The 15,571-nt window shown below is 45.4% G+C and carries 21 protein-coding genes; 19 read left to right on the top strand and 2 right to left on the bottom strand.

Going from position 1 to position 15,571, the window contains the following annotated elements; translation table 11 throughout:
- Positions 1-41: 41 nt before the first annotated feature.
- From rplO to M1D71_RS25880, 18 genes are all read left to right on the top strand, one after another.
- Entirely contained in the window at positions 42-482 is a 441-nt protein-coding gene (gene rplO / locus M1D71_RS25965) for a 50S ribosomal protein L15 (protein WP_062836188.1), read from the top strand.
- Positions 482-1,780, top strand: coding sequence for a preprotein translocase subunit SecY (secY, locus tag M1D71_RS25960; protein WP_047841120.1), 1,299 nt, complete (start codon positions 482-484; stop codon positions 1,778-1,780). Before rplO ends, secY begins: the two co-directional genes overlap by 1 nt.
- A gap of 90 nt (positions 1,781-1,870) precedes the next feature.
- Entirely contained in the window at positions 1,871-2,515 is a 645-nt protein-coding gene (locus M1D71_RS25955; RefSeq protein WP_145326568.1) for an adenylate kinase, read from the top strand.
- A 3-nt stretch (positions 2,516-2,518) separates the two neighbouring features.
- Entirely contained in the window at positions 2,519-3,271 is a 753-nt protein-coding gene (gene map, locus M1D71_RS25950; protein ID WP_062836189.1) for a type I methionyl aminopeptidase, read from the top strand.
- Between the two features lie 10 nt (positions 3,272-3,281).
- A complete protein-coding gene (locus M1D71_RS25945; protein ID WP_458124240.1) occupies positions 3,282-3,590 on the top strand; it encodes a hypothetical protein in 309 nt (102 codons plus the stop codon).
- 3 nt (positions 3,591-3,593) lie between these two features.
- Positions 3,594-3,809: a translation initiation factor IF-1 gene (gene infA / locus M1D71_RS25940; protein WP_017692098.1), complete on the top strand. Its 216-nt coding sequence runs from the start codon at positions 3,594-3,596 to the stop codon at positions 3,807-3,809.
- Positions 3,810-3,961: 152 nt separating this feature from the next.
- Entirely contained in the window at positions 3,962-4,075 is a 114-nt protein-coding gene (gene rpmJ / locus M1D71_RS25935; protein ID WP_003333770.1) for a 50S ribosomal protein L36, read from the top strand.
- A gap of 20 nt (positions 4,076-4,095) precedes the next feature.
- Positions 4,096-4,464, top strand: coding sequence for a 30S ribosomal protein S13 (gene rpsM, locus M1D71_RS25930; protein ID WP_062329455.1), 369 nt, complete (start codon positions 4,096-4,098; stop codon positions 4,462-4,464).
- Between the two features lie 19 nt (positions 4,465-4,483).
- Positions 4,484-4,879: a 30S ribosomal protein S11 gene (gene rpsK, locus M1D71_RS25925; RefSeq protein WP_017692100.1), complete on the top strand. Its 396-nt coding sequence runs from the start codon at positions 4,484-4,486 to the stop codon at positions 4,877-4,879.
- 136 nt (positions 4,880-5,015) lie between these two features.
- Entirely contained in the window at positions 5,016-5,960 is a 945-nt protein-coding gene (locus M1D71_RS25920) for a DNA-directed RNA polymerase subunit alpha (protein ID WP_017692101.1), read from the top strand.
- Between the two features lie 34 nt (positions 5,961-5,994).
- Positions 5,995-6,360, top strand: a complete 366-nt coding sequence (gene rplQ, locus M1D71_RS25915) for a 50S ribosomal protein L17 (protein WP_017692102.1) — start codon at positions 5,995-5,997, stop codon at positions 6,358-6,360.
- Between the two features lie 159 nt (positions 6,361-6,519).
- Complete coding sequence (truA, locus tag M1D71_RS25910; protein WP_458124239.1) at positions 6,520-7,293, top strand: tRNA pseudouridine(38-40) synthase TruA; 774 nt, start codon at positions 6,520-6,522, stop codon at positions 7,291-7,293.
- Between the two features lie 204 nt (positions 7,294-7,497).
- Positions 7,498-7,935 carry a 50S ribosomal protein L13 gene (gene rplM, locus M1D71_RS25905; RefSeq protein ID WP_024633564.1) on the top strand — a complete coding sequence of 146 codons (438 nt, stop codon included), beginning with the start codon at positions 7,498-7,500 and terminating at the stop codon, positions 7,933-7,935.
- Between the two features lie 19 nt (positions 7,936-7,954).
- Positions 7,955-8,347: a 30S ribosomal protein S9 gene (gene rpsI / locus M1D71_RS25900; RefSeq protein ID WP_017692105.1), complete on the top strand. Its 393-nt coding sequence runs from the start codon at positions 7,955-7,957 to the stop codon at positions 8,345-8,347.
- 782 nt (positions 8,348-9,129) lie between these two features.
- Positions 9,130-9,822, top strand: coding sequence for a phosphoadenylyl-sulfate reductase (locus M1D71_RS25895; RefSeq protein ID WP_458124238.1), 693 nt, complete (start codon positions 9,130-9,132; stop codon positions 9,820-9,822).
- Between the two features lie 23 nt (positions 9,823-9,845).
- Positions 9,846-11,015 (top strand): sulfate adenylyltransferase, encoded by a 1,170-nt coding sequence (gene sat / locus M1D71_RS25890; RefSeq protein ID WP_458124237.1) that lies wholly within the window; start codon positions 9,846-9,848, stop codon positions 11,013-11,015.
- Between the two features lie 68 nt (positions 11,016-11,083).
- Positions 11,084-11,839 (top strand): N-acetylmuramoyl-L-alanine amidase CwlD, encoded by a 756-nt coding sequence (gene cwlD, locus M1D71_RS25885; RefSeq protein ID WP_458124236.1) that lies wholly within the window; start codon positions 11,084-11,086, stop codon positions 11,837-11,839.
- An 80-nt stretch (positions 11,840-11,919) separates the two neighbouring features.
- Positions 11,920-13,020, top strand: a complete 1,101-nt coding sequence (locus tag M1D71_RS25880) for an Mrp/NBP35 family ATP-binding protein (RefSeq protein ID WP_458124235.1) — start codon at positions 11,920-11,922, stop codon at positions 13,018-13,020.
- Between the two features lie 85 nt (positions 13,021-13,105).
- On the opposite strand, the gene gerD is transcribed toward M1D71_RS25880, so the two are convergent.
- A complete protein-coding gene (gene gerD / locus M1D71_RS25875; protein WP_458124234.1) occupies positions 13,106-13,870 on the bottom strand; it encodes a spore germination lipoprotein GerD in 765 nt (254 codons plus the stop codon).
- Positions 13,871-13,995: 125 nt separating this feature from the next.
- Between gerD and M1D71_RS25870 the strand changes: the two genes are divergently transcribed.
- A complete protein-coding gene (locus tag M1D71_RS25870) occupies positions 13,996-14,634 on the top strand; it encodes a KinB-signaling pathway activation protein (RefSeq protein ID WP_458124233.1) in 639 nt (212 codons plus the stop codon).
- A gap of 101 nt (positions 14,635-14,735) precedes the next feature.
- Here the strand turns inward: M1D71_RS25870 and pdaB are convergent, their stop codons facing one another.
- Positions 14,736-15,512, bottom strand: coding sequence for a polysaccharide deacetylase family sporulation protein PdaB (gene pdaB, locus M1D71_RS25865; RefSeq protein ID WP_145326559.1), 777 nt, complete (start codon positions 15,510-15,512; stop codon positions 14,736-14,738).
- Between the last annotated feature and the right edge of the window lie 59 nt (positions 15,513-15,571).

Genomic DNA, 15,571 nt, shown 5'->3' with positions numbered 1-15,571 from the left:
ACGGGTTAATCCCACAAATCTTTAAGGAGGTGCAACGAACGATGAAGTTACATGAGCTTTCACCATCTCCTGGATCCCGCAAAGAACGTAAACGTCTTGGTCGCGGTCCAAGTAGTGGTACAGGTAAAACATCAGGTCGCGGTCACAAAGGACAAAACGCTCGTTCTGGCGGTGGAGTACGTCCAGGCTTCGAAGGTGGACAAAATCCATTGTATCGTCGCTTGCCAAAACGTGGTTTTGTAAACCCAACTCGCAAAGAATATGCAGTTGTGAATACTGAAGACCTGAACAGTTTTGCTGCGGGTACTGAAGTAACTCCAGAATTCTTGATGACGAACGGCGTAGTTAAAAACGCTAAATCCGGAATCAAAATCCTGGGTAACGGTGATGTCACTGTGAAGCTGACTGTTAAAGCTAACAAGTTTTCTCAATCTGCTATTGAGAAAATTGAAGCTGCCGGCGGTACAACTGAGGTGATTTAATGTTCAAGACCCTAAAGAATATCTGGCGGGTTGAAGATCTGCGCAAAAGGGTATTATTTACCCTTTTTGTACTGATCATTTACCGCATCGGCTCCTTTGTTCCCGTACCGGGAGTTAACAAAGATGTGTTCGAAGCGACAAATTCTGCGGGTAAAGAAGTTTTTGGACTTCTCAATACGTTCTCGGGTGGAGCGCTCTTCCAGTTCTCGATATTTGCGCTCGGGATCGTGCCTTACATCACTGCGTCTATCATAGTACAGTTGCTTTCCATGGACGTTATTCCTAAATTAGCGGAGTGGGCAAAGCAAGGTGAACAAGGTAAGAAGAAATCTGCACAGTTGACCCGTTATCTAACCATCGGGCTGGCATTGATTCAAGCGTTTGGTACGTCGATCGGATTCAACCGCTTGTACAATACAGAAATGGTTCCTAACGCTACATTTGCAGATTATATCTTGATTGCGATTGTACTTACGGCCGGTACTTCATTCCTGATGTGGCTTGGTGAGCAGATCACCGAGAAGGGCATAGGAAACGGGATTTCGATCTTGATCTTTGCTGGTATCCTATCAACGGTGCCTAATATTATCAAACAAACGATCGAATCTGACTTCATTCAACCTGACCAACTGTTTATGAATATTCTTAAAGGTGTAATCATCGCAATTGTTATTGTGTTGATCATCATAGGGGTCATTTACATTCAGCAGGCGATTCGGAAAATTCCGGTACAGTACGCTAAACGTGTCGTAGGTAACAAAATGTACGGTGGACAGAATACACATATCCCGCTGAAAATTAATGCAGCAGGTGTTATCCCTGTCATCTTCGCATCATCGCTGTTGATGTTCCCAACGATCATCGCCAACTTCTGGGCAGATCGCCTATGGGCACAGTGGATCGGACAGAACCTGACTACACACAAACCTCTGGGTATGTTGCTGTATGTCGTGATGATCTTCGGTTTCACATTCTTCTATACTTTCGTACAGATGAATCCACAGCAGATGGCTGATAATATGAAAAAGAACGGCGGTTACATCCCAGGCATTCGCCCGGGTAAAGCAACCGAGAAATATCTGACCCGTGTCATGACTCGTTTGACAATGGCCGGAGCCATCTTCTTGGCAGTCATTTCCGTTCTGCCTGTATTCTTAGGGGCACTTTCTGGTTTGCCTCAATCTGCGCAAATTGGAGGAACATCCCTCCTGATCGTTATCGGTGTTGCGCTGGATACGATGAAGCAAATCGAAAGCCAATTGATCAAACGCCACTACAAAGGTTTTATCAATAAATAGGCAATAGGTACCGGTCAAGCTAAGATTTACTTGCCGGCACCTATTGTGCTGTTTGTTGATGTAGGGTAGTCTTGGAGGGAGTGACATAACGTGAACATCCTATTCATGGGCCCTCCTGGGGCAGGAAAAGGAACACAAGCAGACGTCATCGTGAAAGAGTTCGGTATTCCCCATATTTCAACGGGCGATGCATTTCGTCTCGCGATCAAACAGGGAACTCCCATTGGCCTGAAAGCCAAGGAATATATGGATCAAGGATTGCTTGTACCAGATGATGTGACCATTGGCATCGTTGAAGAACGTTTGCAGCAGCCTGACTGCAGAGAAGGTTTCCTCTTGGACGGATTTCCAAGAACCCTGTCGCAAGCAGAAGCGCTCGATGGCATTCTGGATCGATTGAACTCAGGTCTCGATCATGTAATCAACCTGAAAGTGGACCGCAACAAATTGCTCGCTCGTCTGACGGGTCGTCGAATTTGTAAGAACTGTGGTTCCACTTATCATGTGGTGTTTAATCCGCCTAAGCAGGAAGGTATTTGTGATAAATGCGCCGGTGAGTTGTATCAACGCTCTGATGATAATGAAGAGAGTGTAGGTACCCGACTGGACGAGTATATCAACAAAACAGCACCACTCCTCACGTTCTATGAGACTAAAGGTCTTCTTCGTCAAATGAACGGAGAACAGGATATCGATCAAGTTTCTAAAGAAATCGTGTCCTTACTGAGAGGTTAATTGATGATCATTGGTAAGTCCGAAACGGAACTGGGCTTGATGAGGGAAGCAGGGAGAATTGTTGCGGAAACGCATCGTCTCTTGGCAGAGCATATCGCTCCCGGTATTACGACTGGAGAACTTGACCATATGGCCGATCAATACATCCGCAGTCAAGGAGCTGTGCCGTCTTTCAAAGGTTATAACGGTTTCCCTGCCAGTGTGTGCGCTTCAGTAAATGAAGAGTTGGTACATGGATTTCCCGGCAAACGCAAGTTGAACGAGGGCGATATCGTTACGTTTGACATTGGCGCGCAGTACCAGGGGTATCATGGAGATTCCGCCTGGACTTATCCGGTCGGCCGTATTTCCGAAGAAGCCCGTCGTCTTCTGGACGTTACCGAGGCTTCGTTATACGCAGGTCTGGCGCTGGTAAAACCGGACGTTCGCTTGTTTACAATATCTCATGCGATTCAGAAATATATTGAAGATGAAGGGTTCTCCGTAGTTCGTGAATATGTCGGTCACGGCATAGGCGCGGATCTGCACGAAGAACCACAGATTCCGAACTATGGTCTTCCCGATCGGGGACCACGGCTTAAAGCGGGCATGGTGCTGGCCATAGAGCCGATGGTTAACGTAGGTAGACGGTATGTGAAAACGTTGGAAGATAACTGGACTGTCGTCACGGTTGATGGAACGTTATGTGCCCACTTTGAACACACCGTAGCAGTTACACCAGATGGTATGGAAATTTTCACAAAACTGAATGCGTAGGTGATGAGGCATGAACAATCAGTCTAATCCGCAGCTCGGTCAACTTGTGAAGATCCGTAAAGGCCGCAATGCGGACCAAGCCGCAGTAATTGTTGCTATAGCGGACAGTAAGTTCGTGTATATTGCGGATGGAGACAAACGTAAGTTTGATCAACCCAAGAAGAAGAATCTTCTTCATCTTGAACTCCAGCCCATGATTAGTAGCGAGGTTGTAAACAGTTTAAACGAGTGTGGTCGGGTGACAAATGGAAAGCTCCGCTATGCGGTTCATTCATTTCTGGAATCCACCAACATTCAAGCTGATGAGAAAGGAGACTGACTAATGGCCAAGGAAGATGTCATTGAAGTGGAAGGTACGGTTCTCGAACCGCTACCGAACGCAACATTCAAGGTTGAGCTTGAGAACGGTCATCAAATTCTCGCTCACGTTTCCGGAAAACTACGGATGCACTTTATTCGTATCCTGACTGGAGACAAAGTAGTTGTTCAGTTGTCACCTTATGATTTAACAAAAGGTCGCATAACTTACCGTAAATAGTAGTAGACAGTTGCAATGAACTGTGAAGCTTATGTAGCGGGTTTTGCCCGGCAAAACTTGCGAAAGCTTCGAAGCCGGTTTTACAATAGTAGAACAAGGTCAATGCTTACGAAGAGGGTTTTGCTTAGCAAAACTTTGAGGAGGTAATTCACATGAAGGTAAGACCTTCGGTCAAGCCGATTTGCGAAAAGTGCAAAGTCATTCGCCGCAAAGGGAATGTTATGGTTATCTGTGAAAATCCGAAACACAAACAAAAACAAGGTTAAAGAAGGGGGTGTAGCGTAAAATGGCACGTATAGCTGGTGTGGATTTGCCACGTGATAAGCGCGTTGAGATCGCCTTGACTTATATTTTCGGAATCGGTAAAACGACTTCCCAGAAAATTCTGAGCACAACAGGCATCAATCCGGACACTCGTGTTCGTGATTTGACGGAAGATGAAGTCAGCAAATTGCGTGAAAGTATCGATAAAGAGGTCAAAGTAGAAGGTGACCTGCGTCGAGAAATCTCTTTGAATATTAAACGTTTGACGGAGATCGGTTGTTACCGTGGAGTTCGTCATCGTCGTGGTCTGCCTGTTCGTGGACAACGTACGAAAACGAATGCTCGTACTCGTAAAGGTCCTCGTCGTACAGTAGCGAACAAGAAAAAATAATAAGGGGGGATAAGAGAAAATGGCTAAACCGAAAAAAGTCGTACGTACTAAACGTCGTGACCGTAAGAATATTGAATCTGGCGTGGCGCATATCCGTTCCACTTTCAATAACACTATTGTTACTATTACGGATCCTCACGGAAATGCAATTTCGTGGGCAAGCTCCGGCGGCCTCGGATTCAGAGGTTCCCGTAAATCGACTCCGTTTGCTGCACAAATGGCTGCTGAGACTGCTGCCAAAGCTGCAATGGAACATGGGATGAAAGCCGTTGAGGTTATGGTTAAAGGACCAGGCGCAGGCCGTGAAGCAGCGATCCGCTCTTTGCAAGCTGCTGGTCTTGAAGTTAACCTGATCAAAGACGTAACTCCAGTCCCGCATAACGGATGCCGTCCTCCAAAACGTCGTCGTGTCTAATGAGATTTGCCCCTGCGTGTGGTATATTTCCGGCACAATCTGCTAATAATGGTTGTTTAGGCATACTACTACATGTTTTCGCAAGAGAAGGTAAATGTTTCATAGAGGACCGACGTTTTGAAGGAGGGGTATTGCAGTGATTGAAATCGAAAAGCCGAAAATTGAGACGGTAGACGTCAACGATGATGGCACCTATGGGAAATTCGTAGTAGAACCGCTTGAGCGCGGATACGGTACGACGCTTGGAAACTCGCTTCGCCGAATCTTACTCTCGTCACTGCCGGGTGCGGCAGTGTCTTCGGTTCAAATCGATGGCGTTCTGCATGAATTTGCTACAGTTCCTGGCGTAATGGAAGATGTTACGGAGGTTATTCTTAACCTGAAAGCTTTGTCGCTTAAAATTCATTCGGATGAGGAGAAAGTGCTCGAGATTGATGCTGAAGGCGAAGGAGCAATTACGGCTGGAGATATCCGTGCTGACTCCGATGTAGAAATCCTTAACCCGGATTTGCACATTGCTACGCTTGGACCAGGTTCGAGACTTCACATGCGTATTTTTGCCAATCGCGGTCGCGGCTACGTCCAGGCAGATCGGAATAAACGCGATGACCAGCCGATCGGCGTCATCCCAGTCGATTCCATCTTCACCCCGATCAGTCGCGTTAACTACGCTGTGGAAAATACGCGTGTCGGTCAAGTGACCAACTATGACAAGCTCACGTTGGAAGTTTGGACTGACGGAAGTATTCGTCCTGAAGAGGCTGTAAGCCTTGGCGCTAAAATTTTGACTGAGCATTTGATGCTCTTCGTGGGTCTTACAGACGAAGCGAAAGATGCAGAGATCATGGTCGAAAAAGAAGAAGACAAAAAAGAAAAAGTACTCGAAATGACGATCGAAGAGCTGGATCTCTCTGTTCGTTCCTACAACTGCCTCAAACGTGCCGGTATTAATACTGTGCAAGAGCTGACTACGAAAACAGAAGAAGACATGATGAAAGTCCGTAACCTCGGACGCAAGTCTTTGGAAGAAGTTCAAGAGAAGCTTGAGGAACTTGGTTTGGGACTCCGTACAGAAGAATAGACAGCCGAGTGCTTGAAGTGAAGGAGGGAAAACAATGGCATACCAAAAGTTGGGCCGTAATTCCAGCGCACGTAAAGCTTTGTTCCGTGACCTGGTAACCGACCTGTTCTTATACGAACGCATTCAGACAACTGAAGCGAAAGCAAAAGAGGTTCGCTCTATTGCTGAAAAACTGATCACTAAAGCGAAAAAGGGAGATCTTCATGCCCGTCGCCAAGTGGCAGCATATGTTCGCCGCGAAACTATCGATGGTGAGCAAGATGCAATCCAAAAACTGTTTAGCGAATTGTCCGGTCGTTACGCTGAGCGTCCAGGTGGATACACTCGTATCCTGAAACTGGGACCTCGTCGTGGTGACGCAGCGCCAATGGTTTACTTGGAACTGGTAGACCGCGCGTAAAACAGATGAGATGAGGAAAGGGGACAGAATCAACGATTCTGGATTAACCCTTTTTTTCTCTTCATTTCGGAATTCGTGCTGTAATAGAAGCTCCGTAAGGGGCTTCTTTTGCTGTTCGGGATAGGGATATGTATAGTATGGAACAAAGGTGTGGTAATAATGCGGAACTTATGTATGACGTTAACTTATGATGGCACTGCCTATTACGGCTTTCAAGTTCAGCCGGGAGGGAATACCATTCAGGACCATCTTGAAGATGCCATTCGTGCGTTGACCGGTGAGACTGTTAAAATTACAGGATCAGGCCGAACGGATGCAGGCGTTCACGCTCGCAGACAAATCTTCAATTTTCCTACGGCGTCCCAAATCCCGATTGAACGTTGGTGTATTGCACTCAACTCCAGATTACCATCTGATATTGTCGTTATTGACGCGATTGAAGTTTCGGCTGATTTTCATTCTCGCTATGCAGCGAAAAAGAAAACGTATCGTTATACAGTCAATGCGAACCAATTTCCGGATGTTTTCAACAGAAGACTGCAGTATCATCATCATGCGAAGCTGGACATTATGGCAATGCAGGAGGGCTTGCGTCATTTCATAGGGACGTATGATTTTACCTCTTTTGCTTCACGCAAGTCTCAGAAAGAGAATCATGTACGTTCGGTATACGAAGCATGGATGGAAGTGGACCGATCAATGTGCAGAGACCATCCGCGTGATCAGGGTGTCATTCACATTTATGTGAGTGGTAACGGCTTTTTGCAGCATATGGTTCGCATCATTGTAGGGACACTGCTGGAGATCGGAGAGGGCAAACGGAAAGCCTCTGATGTACCGAATATGATTGCTGCATGTAATCGATCTGCTGCAGGACCTACTGCAGTTAGCTGTGGTTTAATGCTCTGGGATCTTGAATACAAAAAAGATTAAATTTGGTGAGTGAAAAGCTTAATTAACACTTGCGGTTTAAGCGCCTATCATGTAATATAAAAGTTGTGTTTTCTTAATGGCTTTCCCACAGCCCCAATTAAGAGGTTCACATCAAATTTACAATCCATCAACACCTAAAGTTATAACTTAACGATCGAAGATAAATGAAAATGATGATTTTGAACATTTAAGGAGGAACTTTTCATGCGTACTACGTACATGGCGAAGCCTAACGAAGTTGAGCGCCAATGGCACATCATTGATGCTGAAGGCAAAACCCTCGGACGTTTGGCGAGCGAAGCAGCTGCTTTGATTCGCGGCAAACACAAGCCACAATTCACTCCACATGTGGACACTGGCGATTTCGTTGTTATCATCAATGCTGAGAAAATCGTATTGACTGGTAAGAAAATGCAAGGTAAAAAATACTACCGTCACTCAATGCACCCAGGTGGTTTGAAAGTAACTACAGCTGAAGAGATGGTTAAAAACAAACCTGAGCGTATGTTGGAATTGGCTGTTCGCGGTATGCTTCCTAAAACTCGCATGGGCGAGAAAATGAAGTTGAGACTTAAAGCGTACAGAGGTACTGAGCATCCACATGCAGCACAAAAACCAGAAGTTTACGAACTTCGCGGTTAATTAAAAGGAGGACAGTTTCATGGCACAAGTACAATACTATGGGACAGGTCGTCGTAAACATTCGGTAGCACGTGTTCGCCTTGTACCGGGTGAAGGACGCATTGTCATCAATAAACGTGATATTAATGAATACTTCGGTTTGGAAACACTCAAACTGATCGTAAAACAACCGCTGAACTTGACAGAAACGCTCAACAACTATGACGTTCTTGTTATCGCTCATGGTGGCGGAATCTCCGGTCAAGCCGGCGCAATCCGTCATGGTATCTCCCGCGCTTTGCTGAAAGCAGATCCGGAATACCGTGCATCCCTGAAAAAAGCAGGATTCCTGACTCGTGACCCACGTATGAAAGAGCGTAAAAAATACGGTCTTAAAGCGGCTCGTCGCGCACCTCAGTTCTCCAAACGTTAATATGTATAAAAGCCTTTGGCCTCGGCCGAGGGCTTTTTTTATTTATGTATGGCTATGTGGCCATCCAATTGTTCAGCTTGATCAATGGATCTCATATCTCTCCGATGTTTTTATTTTCATGCATAGCCTTTTTAAACACCCCTAATGTTCCTCTATATGCTTCCTTTAATATGTGCGCCAATGTGCCTTAATTATCCCCTATGCCCGTTATACGTTCTCTCGATGTACTCGTTCTGCATCTTTACTACCCTATCTATTTCAGTTCCTTATAAGTCCATCTAGCCGGGCTTATGCCTATTTCCTGAATGTGTTCATATGTTGTTATCCCATTATTTTTTAGTGTTAGTTTCATCAGTTTTTCTTATGGATACGATAAAAGTCTCTTACATATCAATTGCGACATATTGCAATCTTGCTCAGCTTAAAACTTGTTCTTCTCGTCCCTCATTTCCAATTGACCAGTGAAATTTTGGTTTTGCTCTTAGTACATGAACTTTCCAAACCCAGTAGCAGCAAAGGTTTCCAATGTCAAAGGGCAGGTTGTCACCTTCAGGGGGATTTGGTCCAAAATGATTGATTTTATCTGAATAACGGATAGATGCATAAATTGAACTAAAATATTCTCTGAAAGACACAGTTTAAATAGACAGGAACTGATCTTTTTTTACCAGATGGTAGGCATTGACATCCTCAATGAAAGATTTATAATAAACATAATTCATATTAGATTAGTCGGTTTTATGATTGAGGAGTATTGAAATGTAGAATGGGGGAAATTCAGGATGAACTTGTTGGAGAAAGAAGAACTGGCACGGACTAAGGCAGAGGAACTGGAACATGCAAGTCCAGAGGATATTATTCGTTATGCCATTGAAACATTTCCAAATATCACTTTTGCATGTAGCTTTGGTGCAGAAGATGTTGTACTTGTAGATATGCTTCAGAAGATCAGCCCATCCACAGATATTTTTTATCTGGATACGGATTTTCATTTTAAGGAAACGTACGAGACACGCGATAAGATGCAGCAGAACTACAATCTTGATTTTGTACGTGTTTCTCCTAAGATTACTCCTGAAGAACAGGCAGCTCAACATGGAGAAGAGATGTGGAAGTCTGACCCCAACGGATGTTGCAATATCCGCAAAGTGGAGCCGCTGACACGTATTCTTTCACAGTATGATGCGTGGATTACAGGTATCCGCAGAGATCAGGCACCAACTCGTGCTAATTCGAAGAAGGTTGAGTATGATTCAAAGTTCGGCCTGATGAAGTTTAATCCAATTGCGCATTGGACGACGGAGGATGTTTGGCAGTATATTCGTGACAATAACGTAGTATATAACCCGCTTCACGATCAAAACTACCCGAGTATTGGTTGTGAGCATTGTACACGTCAAGTTATGCCTGGCGAGGACCCGCGTGCTGGACGCTGGTCTGGTAATGATAAAACGGAATGTGGCCTTCATAAATAATAGATAAACAAGGAGCTGACAAGATGACATCGATTCTGCCTCATGGAGGTACGCTGGTTCAGCGTATCGTACAAGGAGAAGAACGGGAGCAACTACTGCGAGACAGTAAGGATTTATCCTCTTTGCGTATTAATACCTGGACGATATCAGATTTGGATCTGATTGGGGTGGGCGCATTCTCACCACTTCAAGGTTTCATGAATGAGGAAGATTATCTTTCAGTTGTATCACGCATGCGTCTCGCGGATGGGACAGTCTGGAGTATACCCATTACACTTGCTGTTGACGATAAACAAGCGGCATCCCTTCAACTTGGTGAACTTGTGAAACTTGTTGGTGATCAAGATGGGGTAACCTATGGATTGCTCGAAGTCCAAAGTATATACCAGGTGGATCAGGGTGAAGAAGCGCGACGTGTATTTAAAACAGATGATCCAGAGCACCCGGGTGTTAAAAAACTGTTGGAGCGCCCTGCAACATATGTAGGAGGTCCAATCCAAGTTCTGAATCGTCCGAAACCCGTGAAGTTCGAAGAGTTCTATTATGATCCTGCAGATACCCGGAAGATTTTCCAGGAGAAGGGTTGGAAGACGGTAGTCGGTTTCCAGACACGTAACCCGGTCCATCGGGCTCATGAGTACATTCAGAAGAGCGCTATGGAGATTGTAGATGCACTTTTCCTGAATCCGCTCGTTGGAGAGACGAAGTCGGATGATGTTCCCGCAGATGTTCGCATGAAGAGTTATCTGGTATTACTGGAGAATTATTATCCAGCTGATCGTGCGTTTCTTGGTGTGTTCCCCGCAGCTATGCGATATGCCGGACCACGAGAAGCTATTTTTCATGCAATGGTCCGCAAAAATTACGGTTGTACCCACTTTATCGTCGGTCGTGATCATGCGGGTGTAGGTGATTATTACGGAACATATGAAGCACAGGAGATCTTTACTAACTTTACAGCGGAGGAACTGGGGATTACCCCGTTGTTCTTCGAACATAGTTTCTTCTGTAAGAAATGTGGAAACATGGCTTCCAGCAAAACTTGCCCACATGATAAGGAGCACCACATGACGCTTTCCGGGACCAAAGTGCGCGGGTTGCTGCGTGACGGCCAGTGTCCCCCACCTGAATTTACACGCCCTGAGGTAGCCGAGGTGTTGATTGAAGGAATGGCGGAGCAAGTCCGATCCTAACGGTATATTTGTCCATCTTGTCCCATATAGATGATTAGAGTCATTTATAGGGACGAGGTGGTTTTTTTATGCGTAAAAATATGGGGAAGCACTTTGTAGTCTGGATCAGGTTAAAAACAATTAAAAGGGTTATGCTGAGCCTCTGTCTGTTGGCCATGTTAGTGGCAGTAATGTCCTACGAGTTACCTTCTGCAAAGACATCAGGCTACTGGAGTTTGCCAATGGCAGGTAAAGTCATTGCCATTGATGCAGGACACGGAGGTCCGGATGGAGGAGCTGTGAGTAAACAGGGGGTTATTGAAAAAGATATCAACTTGTCTATCGCTCTGTATGTGAGAGATTATTTGCAACAGGCAGGTGCCTTAGTGGTTATGACACGAGAAATTGACACTGATCTGGCTGATTCGGACACTAAGGGATACTCCAAACGCAAGACGGAAGATCTGAAGCAAAGAGTGCGACGAATAGAGGATAAGCAAGCAGACCTTTTCATCAGCATTCACATGAACAGTGTTCCTTCTAACCGATGGAGTGGAGCGCAGGTTTTCTATACACCTAACCATCCGGATAACGAAGGACTGGCCAATCTGCTTCAACAAGAGATGGTTCGTAATCTGGAGAATACAGATCGAATCGCCAAAACGGTTAACACGGTTTATCTGTTACAGGCTTTGAAGATCCCGTCAGCACTTGTAGAAGTAGGTTTTCTTTCTCATCCGGAAGAGGCACGTCTGCTTGCCGATGAAGCCTACCAACGTAAAGTAGCTGCTTCGATCTACAATGGGGTTCTAAGATATTCCTCAGGAGAACGGCCTAAAAGTTAGTCAGAACAAGAAAGGTAATGATATAATTGGAACAGCATACCTAAATTACATGCCAATAGATAAAGCTGAGGTGCTGTCTGATGTTATCAAAAGAACAGATACTTGAACTATTACAGCCATTACAAGAACCGCAATTGGGAGTAAGTCTGACCGAATTGGAATGGATTCGTGATGTTATGGTGAAAGAAAATCATGTGGCTCTGACCATGGTGACACTGGAGAACCGACCTGAGGATACAACGGCCTTGAGTGATGCTGCCCGTAATCTGTTATTCCAGCATGGATTGAAGGATGTACATATTCGCGTGCGTGCAGCTTCTGAGCATGATCGTGAGAGCCTGAATATGGGACAACCCGATGAAGAGCAAGATCGGGACGAAGTGCTCGTAAAAGGTCACGCAGCGGGTCTGGATGGACATGAACTGTTAAGTCCTGAATCAGGCGTTCGTTTTATTGCTGTGGCCAGTGGTAAAGGCGGCGTTGGTAAATCAACAGTGACGGTTAATCTCGCTGCGGCCTTGGCACGTCAAGGCAAGAAGGTGGGATTAATTGACGCTGACATCTATGGTTTCAGTGTACCTGACATGATGGGGATCGAAGAATATCCGGTTGTGGAAGATGGCGTTATTCAACCAGTTGAACGTTTCGGTGTCAAAGTTATGTCGATGGGTTTCTTTATTCGTGAGAACAACCCGGTAATCTGGCGCGGACCTATGCTTGGTCGGATGTTGCGTCAATTCTTTACTGATGTCCAGTGGGGCGAGTTGGATTATATGTTACTGGACTTGCCACCAGGTACGGGTGATGTCGCTCTGGATGTGCATCAGATGTTGCCTCAGAGCAAGGAAATTATCGTTACTACACCGCATGCAACTGCAGCTTTTGTTGCAGCACGTGCAGGTGCCATGGCCATCCAGACAGATCATGAGTTACTTGGTGTGGTTGAAAACATGGCTTACTACGAGTGTGGCAGTTGCGGAGAAAAGGATTATGTCTTTGGTCGTGGAGGCGGGGGGAGGCTTGCAGAAAGTCTGCATACGAACTTGCTTGCCCAGATTCCTTTGGGTACTCCGGATAATCATCCTTCCGAGCCTGACTTCTCACCGTCTGTATACAAAGCAGACTCCCGTATCGGAGCCATCTACGATGAAGTCGCTCAGTCCATTGAATCCAAATTCTAACGGGATGTTCGTTATAAATACAAATAAAGCCTGCGTCCATTCGGATGCAGGCTTTTAGTTTCTGGGGTATACCAACATCTACTGTTTATGAGCCTCCACCGCTGCCAGAATCTCCACTGCCTCCACCTTCTTCGCCACCGCCACCTTCTTGGCCCTGACCTTCTTGTCCTCCTTGCTCTTGCCCCTGCTGTCCGCCACTTTCTACTTTTGGTTGCAATTCCTCCTGTACAACCTTCTTGAGCAAAGTGAGTACTTCCATACGGAATAACGGGTTTTGCATTACTTCCTGCATAACAGTCATCGTCTGTTTGCGATAATCCGGTGTCTTGGTCATATCCATGAACATCTTGGAGACCTCAGGTGACTTCATGATGTCCCCAACAGATTTTTGGTACGTGGGATCTTTAATCAATTGCATGTGAAGCTGTTTGCTTTGAGCGTTGATTGCTTTGGCAAATTCTCCAGCAAACTTTGGATCGGTCATGATTTTCTCGAATTCCTTTTGGTATTCAGGAGCGGTGATGGTATCTTTTACTGCAATACGTATTTGTTCCGAAGATTGCACAGGCATTAACATTTTCATACCAATGGTTCCCGAACCACCACCCGATCCGCCACCACCTTCTTCTGAACCTCCACCTTCGCCCTCACCGCTGGATGAGCTTTGACCTGTAAGAGCTTCCTCTACTGCTTTCTTGCCTTCATCACTTTTTAAAATATCTACAACCATCGTTTTCATCTCTTTATAACTGCCCTGAGGAGGCGAAGAACTCTGATCTGAACCGCAGCCGGCAAGCATGACGGATAGCCCCAGTACGACACAGCATAGCTGCCACAAAGGCCGTTTCATGTGTACAATCCCTCCTTGATTAGATACTGGATGTAGTATGTGATGGGAAAGGGGGAAATATGTTGAGCAATGATGGTTTTTTGCTGAGAAGGTTGGTAAAATAAACACTCGGGGGTGGAAAACATTTGAATTTACGTAAATGGTTTTTCCTGTTTTGGACAGCCTTGCTTATTGGGGCCGCGGGATCATTGGGTACGGGATTAATTATGATGCTGGTGAACGGGGAGAAGACAAATGGATTAAATGATTTTCTTCTGTATCTTCTGATCCTGTTTGGATCCGGGGTTATGATCAGCGTGTATTCACAAATGGGTTTCTTTGCATATCTGATACTGAATTATATGGGGAAAGGTGTATTTCCCAAGCGCGGTTGGCAGATCGTGCAAATTATCTTAACGGTGTTAGCTCTGCTTGACGTGATGTTTTTGCGTCTGTTTGTAGGGGGGAATCGGGAACGCATATCGGATATTGTGCTCGGTATCATTATTTTAGCAGCTGCAATTGTTACCGCTTACGTCAAGGTGAGATTGACTCATATTTCCGCGCTCGTACCGACACTCTTTTTCATGATTGCCGTCACCGTAGTGGAGACGATCGGCGTATTGCGCATTGATGTAAATGCTGCAACCATATTTATTGTGGTTCCCTTGCTCTTATGTAATGCATACCAAATGCTGATATTGCACAGGCTGGTGGATGTGTCTTCGAACCAAAGTGTAAATGAAAGTGGAAAGGCAGAGCCGTTGAAGGAAAGTCGAGCATAGATTTTATTTTGAAAATAAAAACATACCAAAAAGAGCTAACCTGGTTAGCTCTTTTCAACTTTTGCACCCCTATTTGAGCTGTCGCTCCAATAATCTAGCAATTACTGACCGCTGGCTTGGTCACGGACTTCCTTACCTTCTACACTGGAATGGTTCAGTAACTCTGACACAGTGACGAATTCATATCCCTGATTTTTTAATTTGTCGATAATGACAGGGAGTGCTTCATGAGTTTGTTTGGAGGAATCGCTGGCATGCAGCAGCACAATGTCACCTGGATGCGCTTTGCTTACTACTCGATCAACAATCGTCTGTACACCAGGGTTTTTCCAATCCAAGGAGTCAGTATCCCATTGCACCACCTGATAGTTCAGACTATTGGCTACCTGGAGCACACGCTTGTCAAAGTCCCCATTGGGCAGACGCAGTAACTTCGGTTCTTTTCCCGTTAAATCGGTTAAAATGCTATGAGCTGTCGAAATTTCTTTGCGAATTTCTTCCTCGGTCAGGCTGCTGTAGTTTTCATGTCTATGTCCATGGCTGCCAATCTCATACCCTGCATCTTTGATAGCTGTGACAATCTCGGGGTGTGTCTTGCTCCAGGGGGAGGAAAGGAAAAAGGTGGCCTTCTGCACTTTATTCTCCTGAAGAACTTTCAGAATCGGTTCTGTCCGTTTATCACCCCAGCTAATGTCAAAGGTTAGTGCAATCACCTTCTTCTCGGTTGGAACGCTGTAGACGGCTGATGGTGCTTCTTCCGAGAATACGGAGACATTGCCGCTCTCCAGATAGATAATACCGATCGCAAAGACGGCAGCAACCAGGACAATCAGGTAACGTTTAATCTTTTTGCCGCTAAATACATAGAACGAGTTCATTTCAATAAGCGCCCCTCTCCCATAAGAAATGCTTGTTTACTCTCCAATGTATGCTCGTA

Source organism: Paenibacillus sp. Z3-2 (assembly GCF_054161325.1).
This window is presented reverse-complemented; position numbering and strand designations above follow the sequence as displayed.

Excerpts from the sequence above, each read along its gene's own strand:
- rplO (WP_062836188.1), top strand. The coding sequence starts at position 42 with ATGAAGTTACATGAGCTTTCACCATCTCCTGGATCCCGCAAAGAACGT.
- secY (WP_047841120.1), top strand. The coding sequence starts at position 482 with ATGTTCAAGACCCTAAAGAATATCTGGCGGGTTGAAGATCTGCGCAAA.
- map (WP_062836189.1), top strand. The coding sequence starts at position 2,519 with ATGATCATTGGTAAGTCCGAAACGGAACTGGGCTTGATGAGGGAAGCA.
- M1D71_RS25945 (WP_458124240.1), top strand. The coding sequence starts at position 3,282 with ATGAACAATCAGTCTAATCCGCAGCTCGGTCAACTTGTGAAGATCCGT.
- infA (WP_017692098.1), top strand. The coding sequence starts at position 3,594 with ATGGCCAAGGAAGATGTCATTGAAGTGGAAGGTACGGTTCTCGAACCG.
- rpmJ (WP_003333770.1), top strand. The coding sequence starts at position 3,962 with ATGAAGGTAAGACCTTCGGTCAAGCCGATTTGCGAAAAGTGCAAAGTC.
- rpsM (WP_062329455.1), top strand. The coding sequence starts at position 4,096 with ATGGCACGTATAGCTGGTGTGGATTTGCCACGTGATAAGCGCGTTGAG.
- rpsK (WP_017692100.1), top strand. The coding sequence starts at position 4,484 with ATGGCTAAACCGAAAAAAGTCGTACGTACTAAACGTCGTGACCGTAAG.
- rplQ (WP_017692102.1), top strand. The coding sequence starts at position 5,995 with ATGGCATACCAAAAGTTGGGCCGTAATTCCAGCGCACGTAAAGCTTTG.
- truA (WP_458124239.1), top strand. The coding sequence starts at position 6,520 with ATGCGGAACTTATGTATGACGTTAACTTATGATGGCACTGCCTATTAC.
- rplM (WP_024633564.1), top strand. The coding sequence starts at position 7,498 with ATGCGTACTACGTACATGGCGAAGCCTAACGAAGTTGAGCGCCAATGG.
- rpsI (WP_017692105.1), top strand. The coding sequence starts at position 7,955 with ATGGCACAAGTACAATACTATGGGACAGGTCGTCGTAAACATTCGGTA.
- M1D71_RS25895 (WP_458124238.1), top strand. The coding sequence starts at position 9,130 with ATGAACTTGTTGGAGAAAGAAGAACTGGCACGGACTAAGGCAGAGGAA.
- sat (WP_458124237.1), top strand. The coding sequence starts at position 9,846 with ATGACATCGATTCTGCCTCATGGAGGTACGCTGGTTCAGCGTATCGTA.
- cwlD (WP_458124236.1), top strand. The coding sequence starts at position 11,084 with ATGCGTAAAAATATGGGGAAGCACTTTGTAGTCTGGATCAGGTTAAAA.
- M1D71_RS25880 (WP_458124235.1), top strand. The coding sequence starts at position 11,920 with ATGTTATCAAAAGAACAGATACTTGAACTATTACAGCCATTACAAGAA.
- gerD (WP_458124234.1), bottom strand. The coding sequence starts at position 13,870 with ATGAAACGGCCTTTGTGGCAGCTATGCTGTGTCGTACTGGGGCTATCC.
- pdaB (WP_145326559.1), bottom strand. The coding sequence starts at position 15,512 with ATGAACTCGTTCTATGTATTTAGCGGCAAAAAGATTAAACGTTACCTG.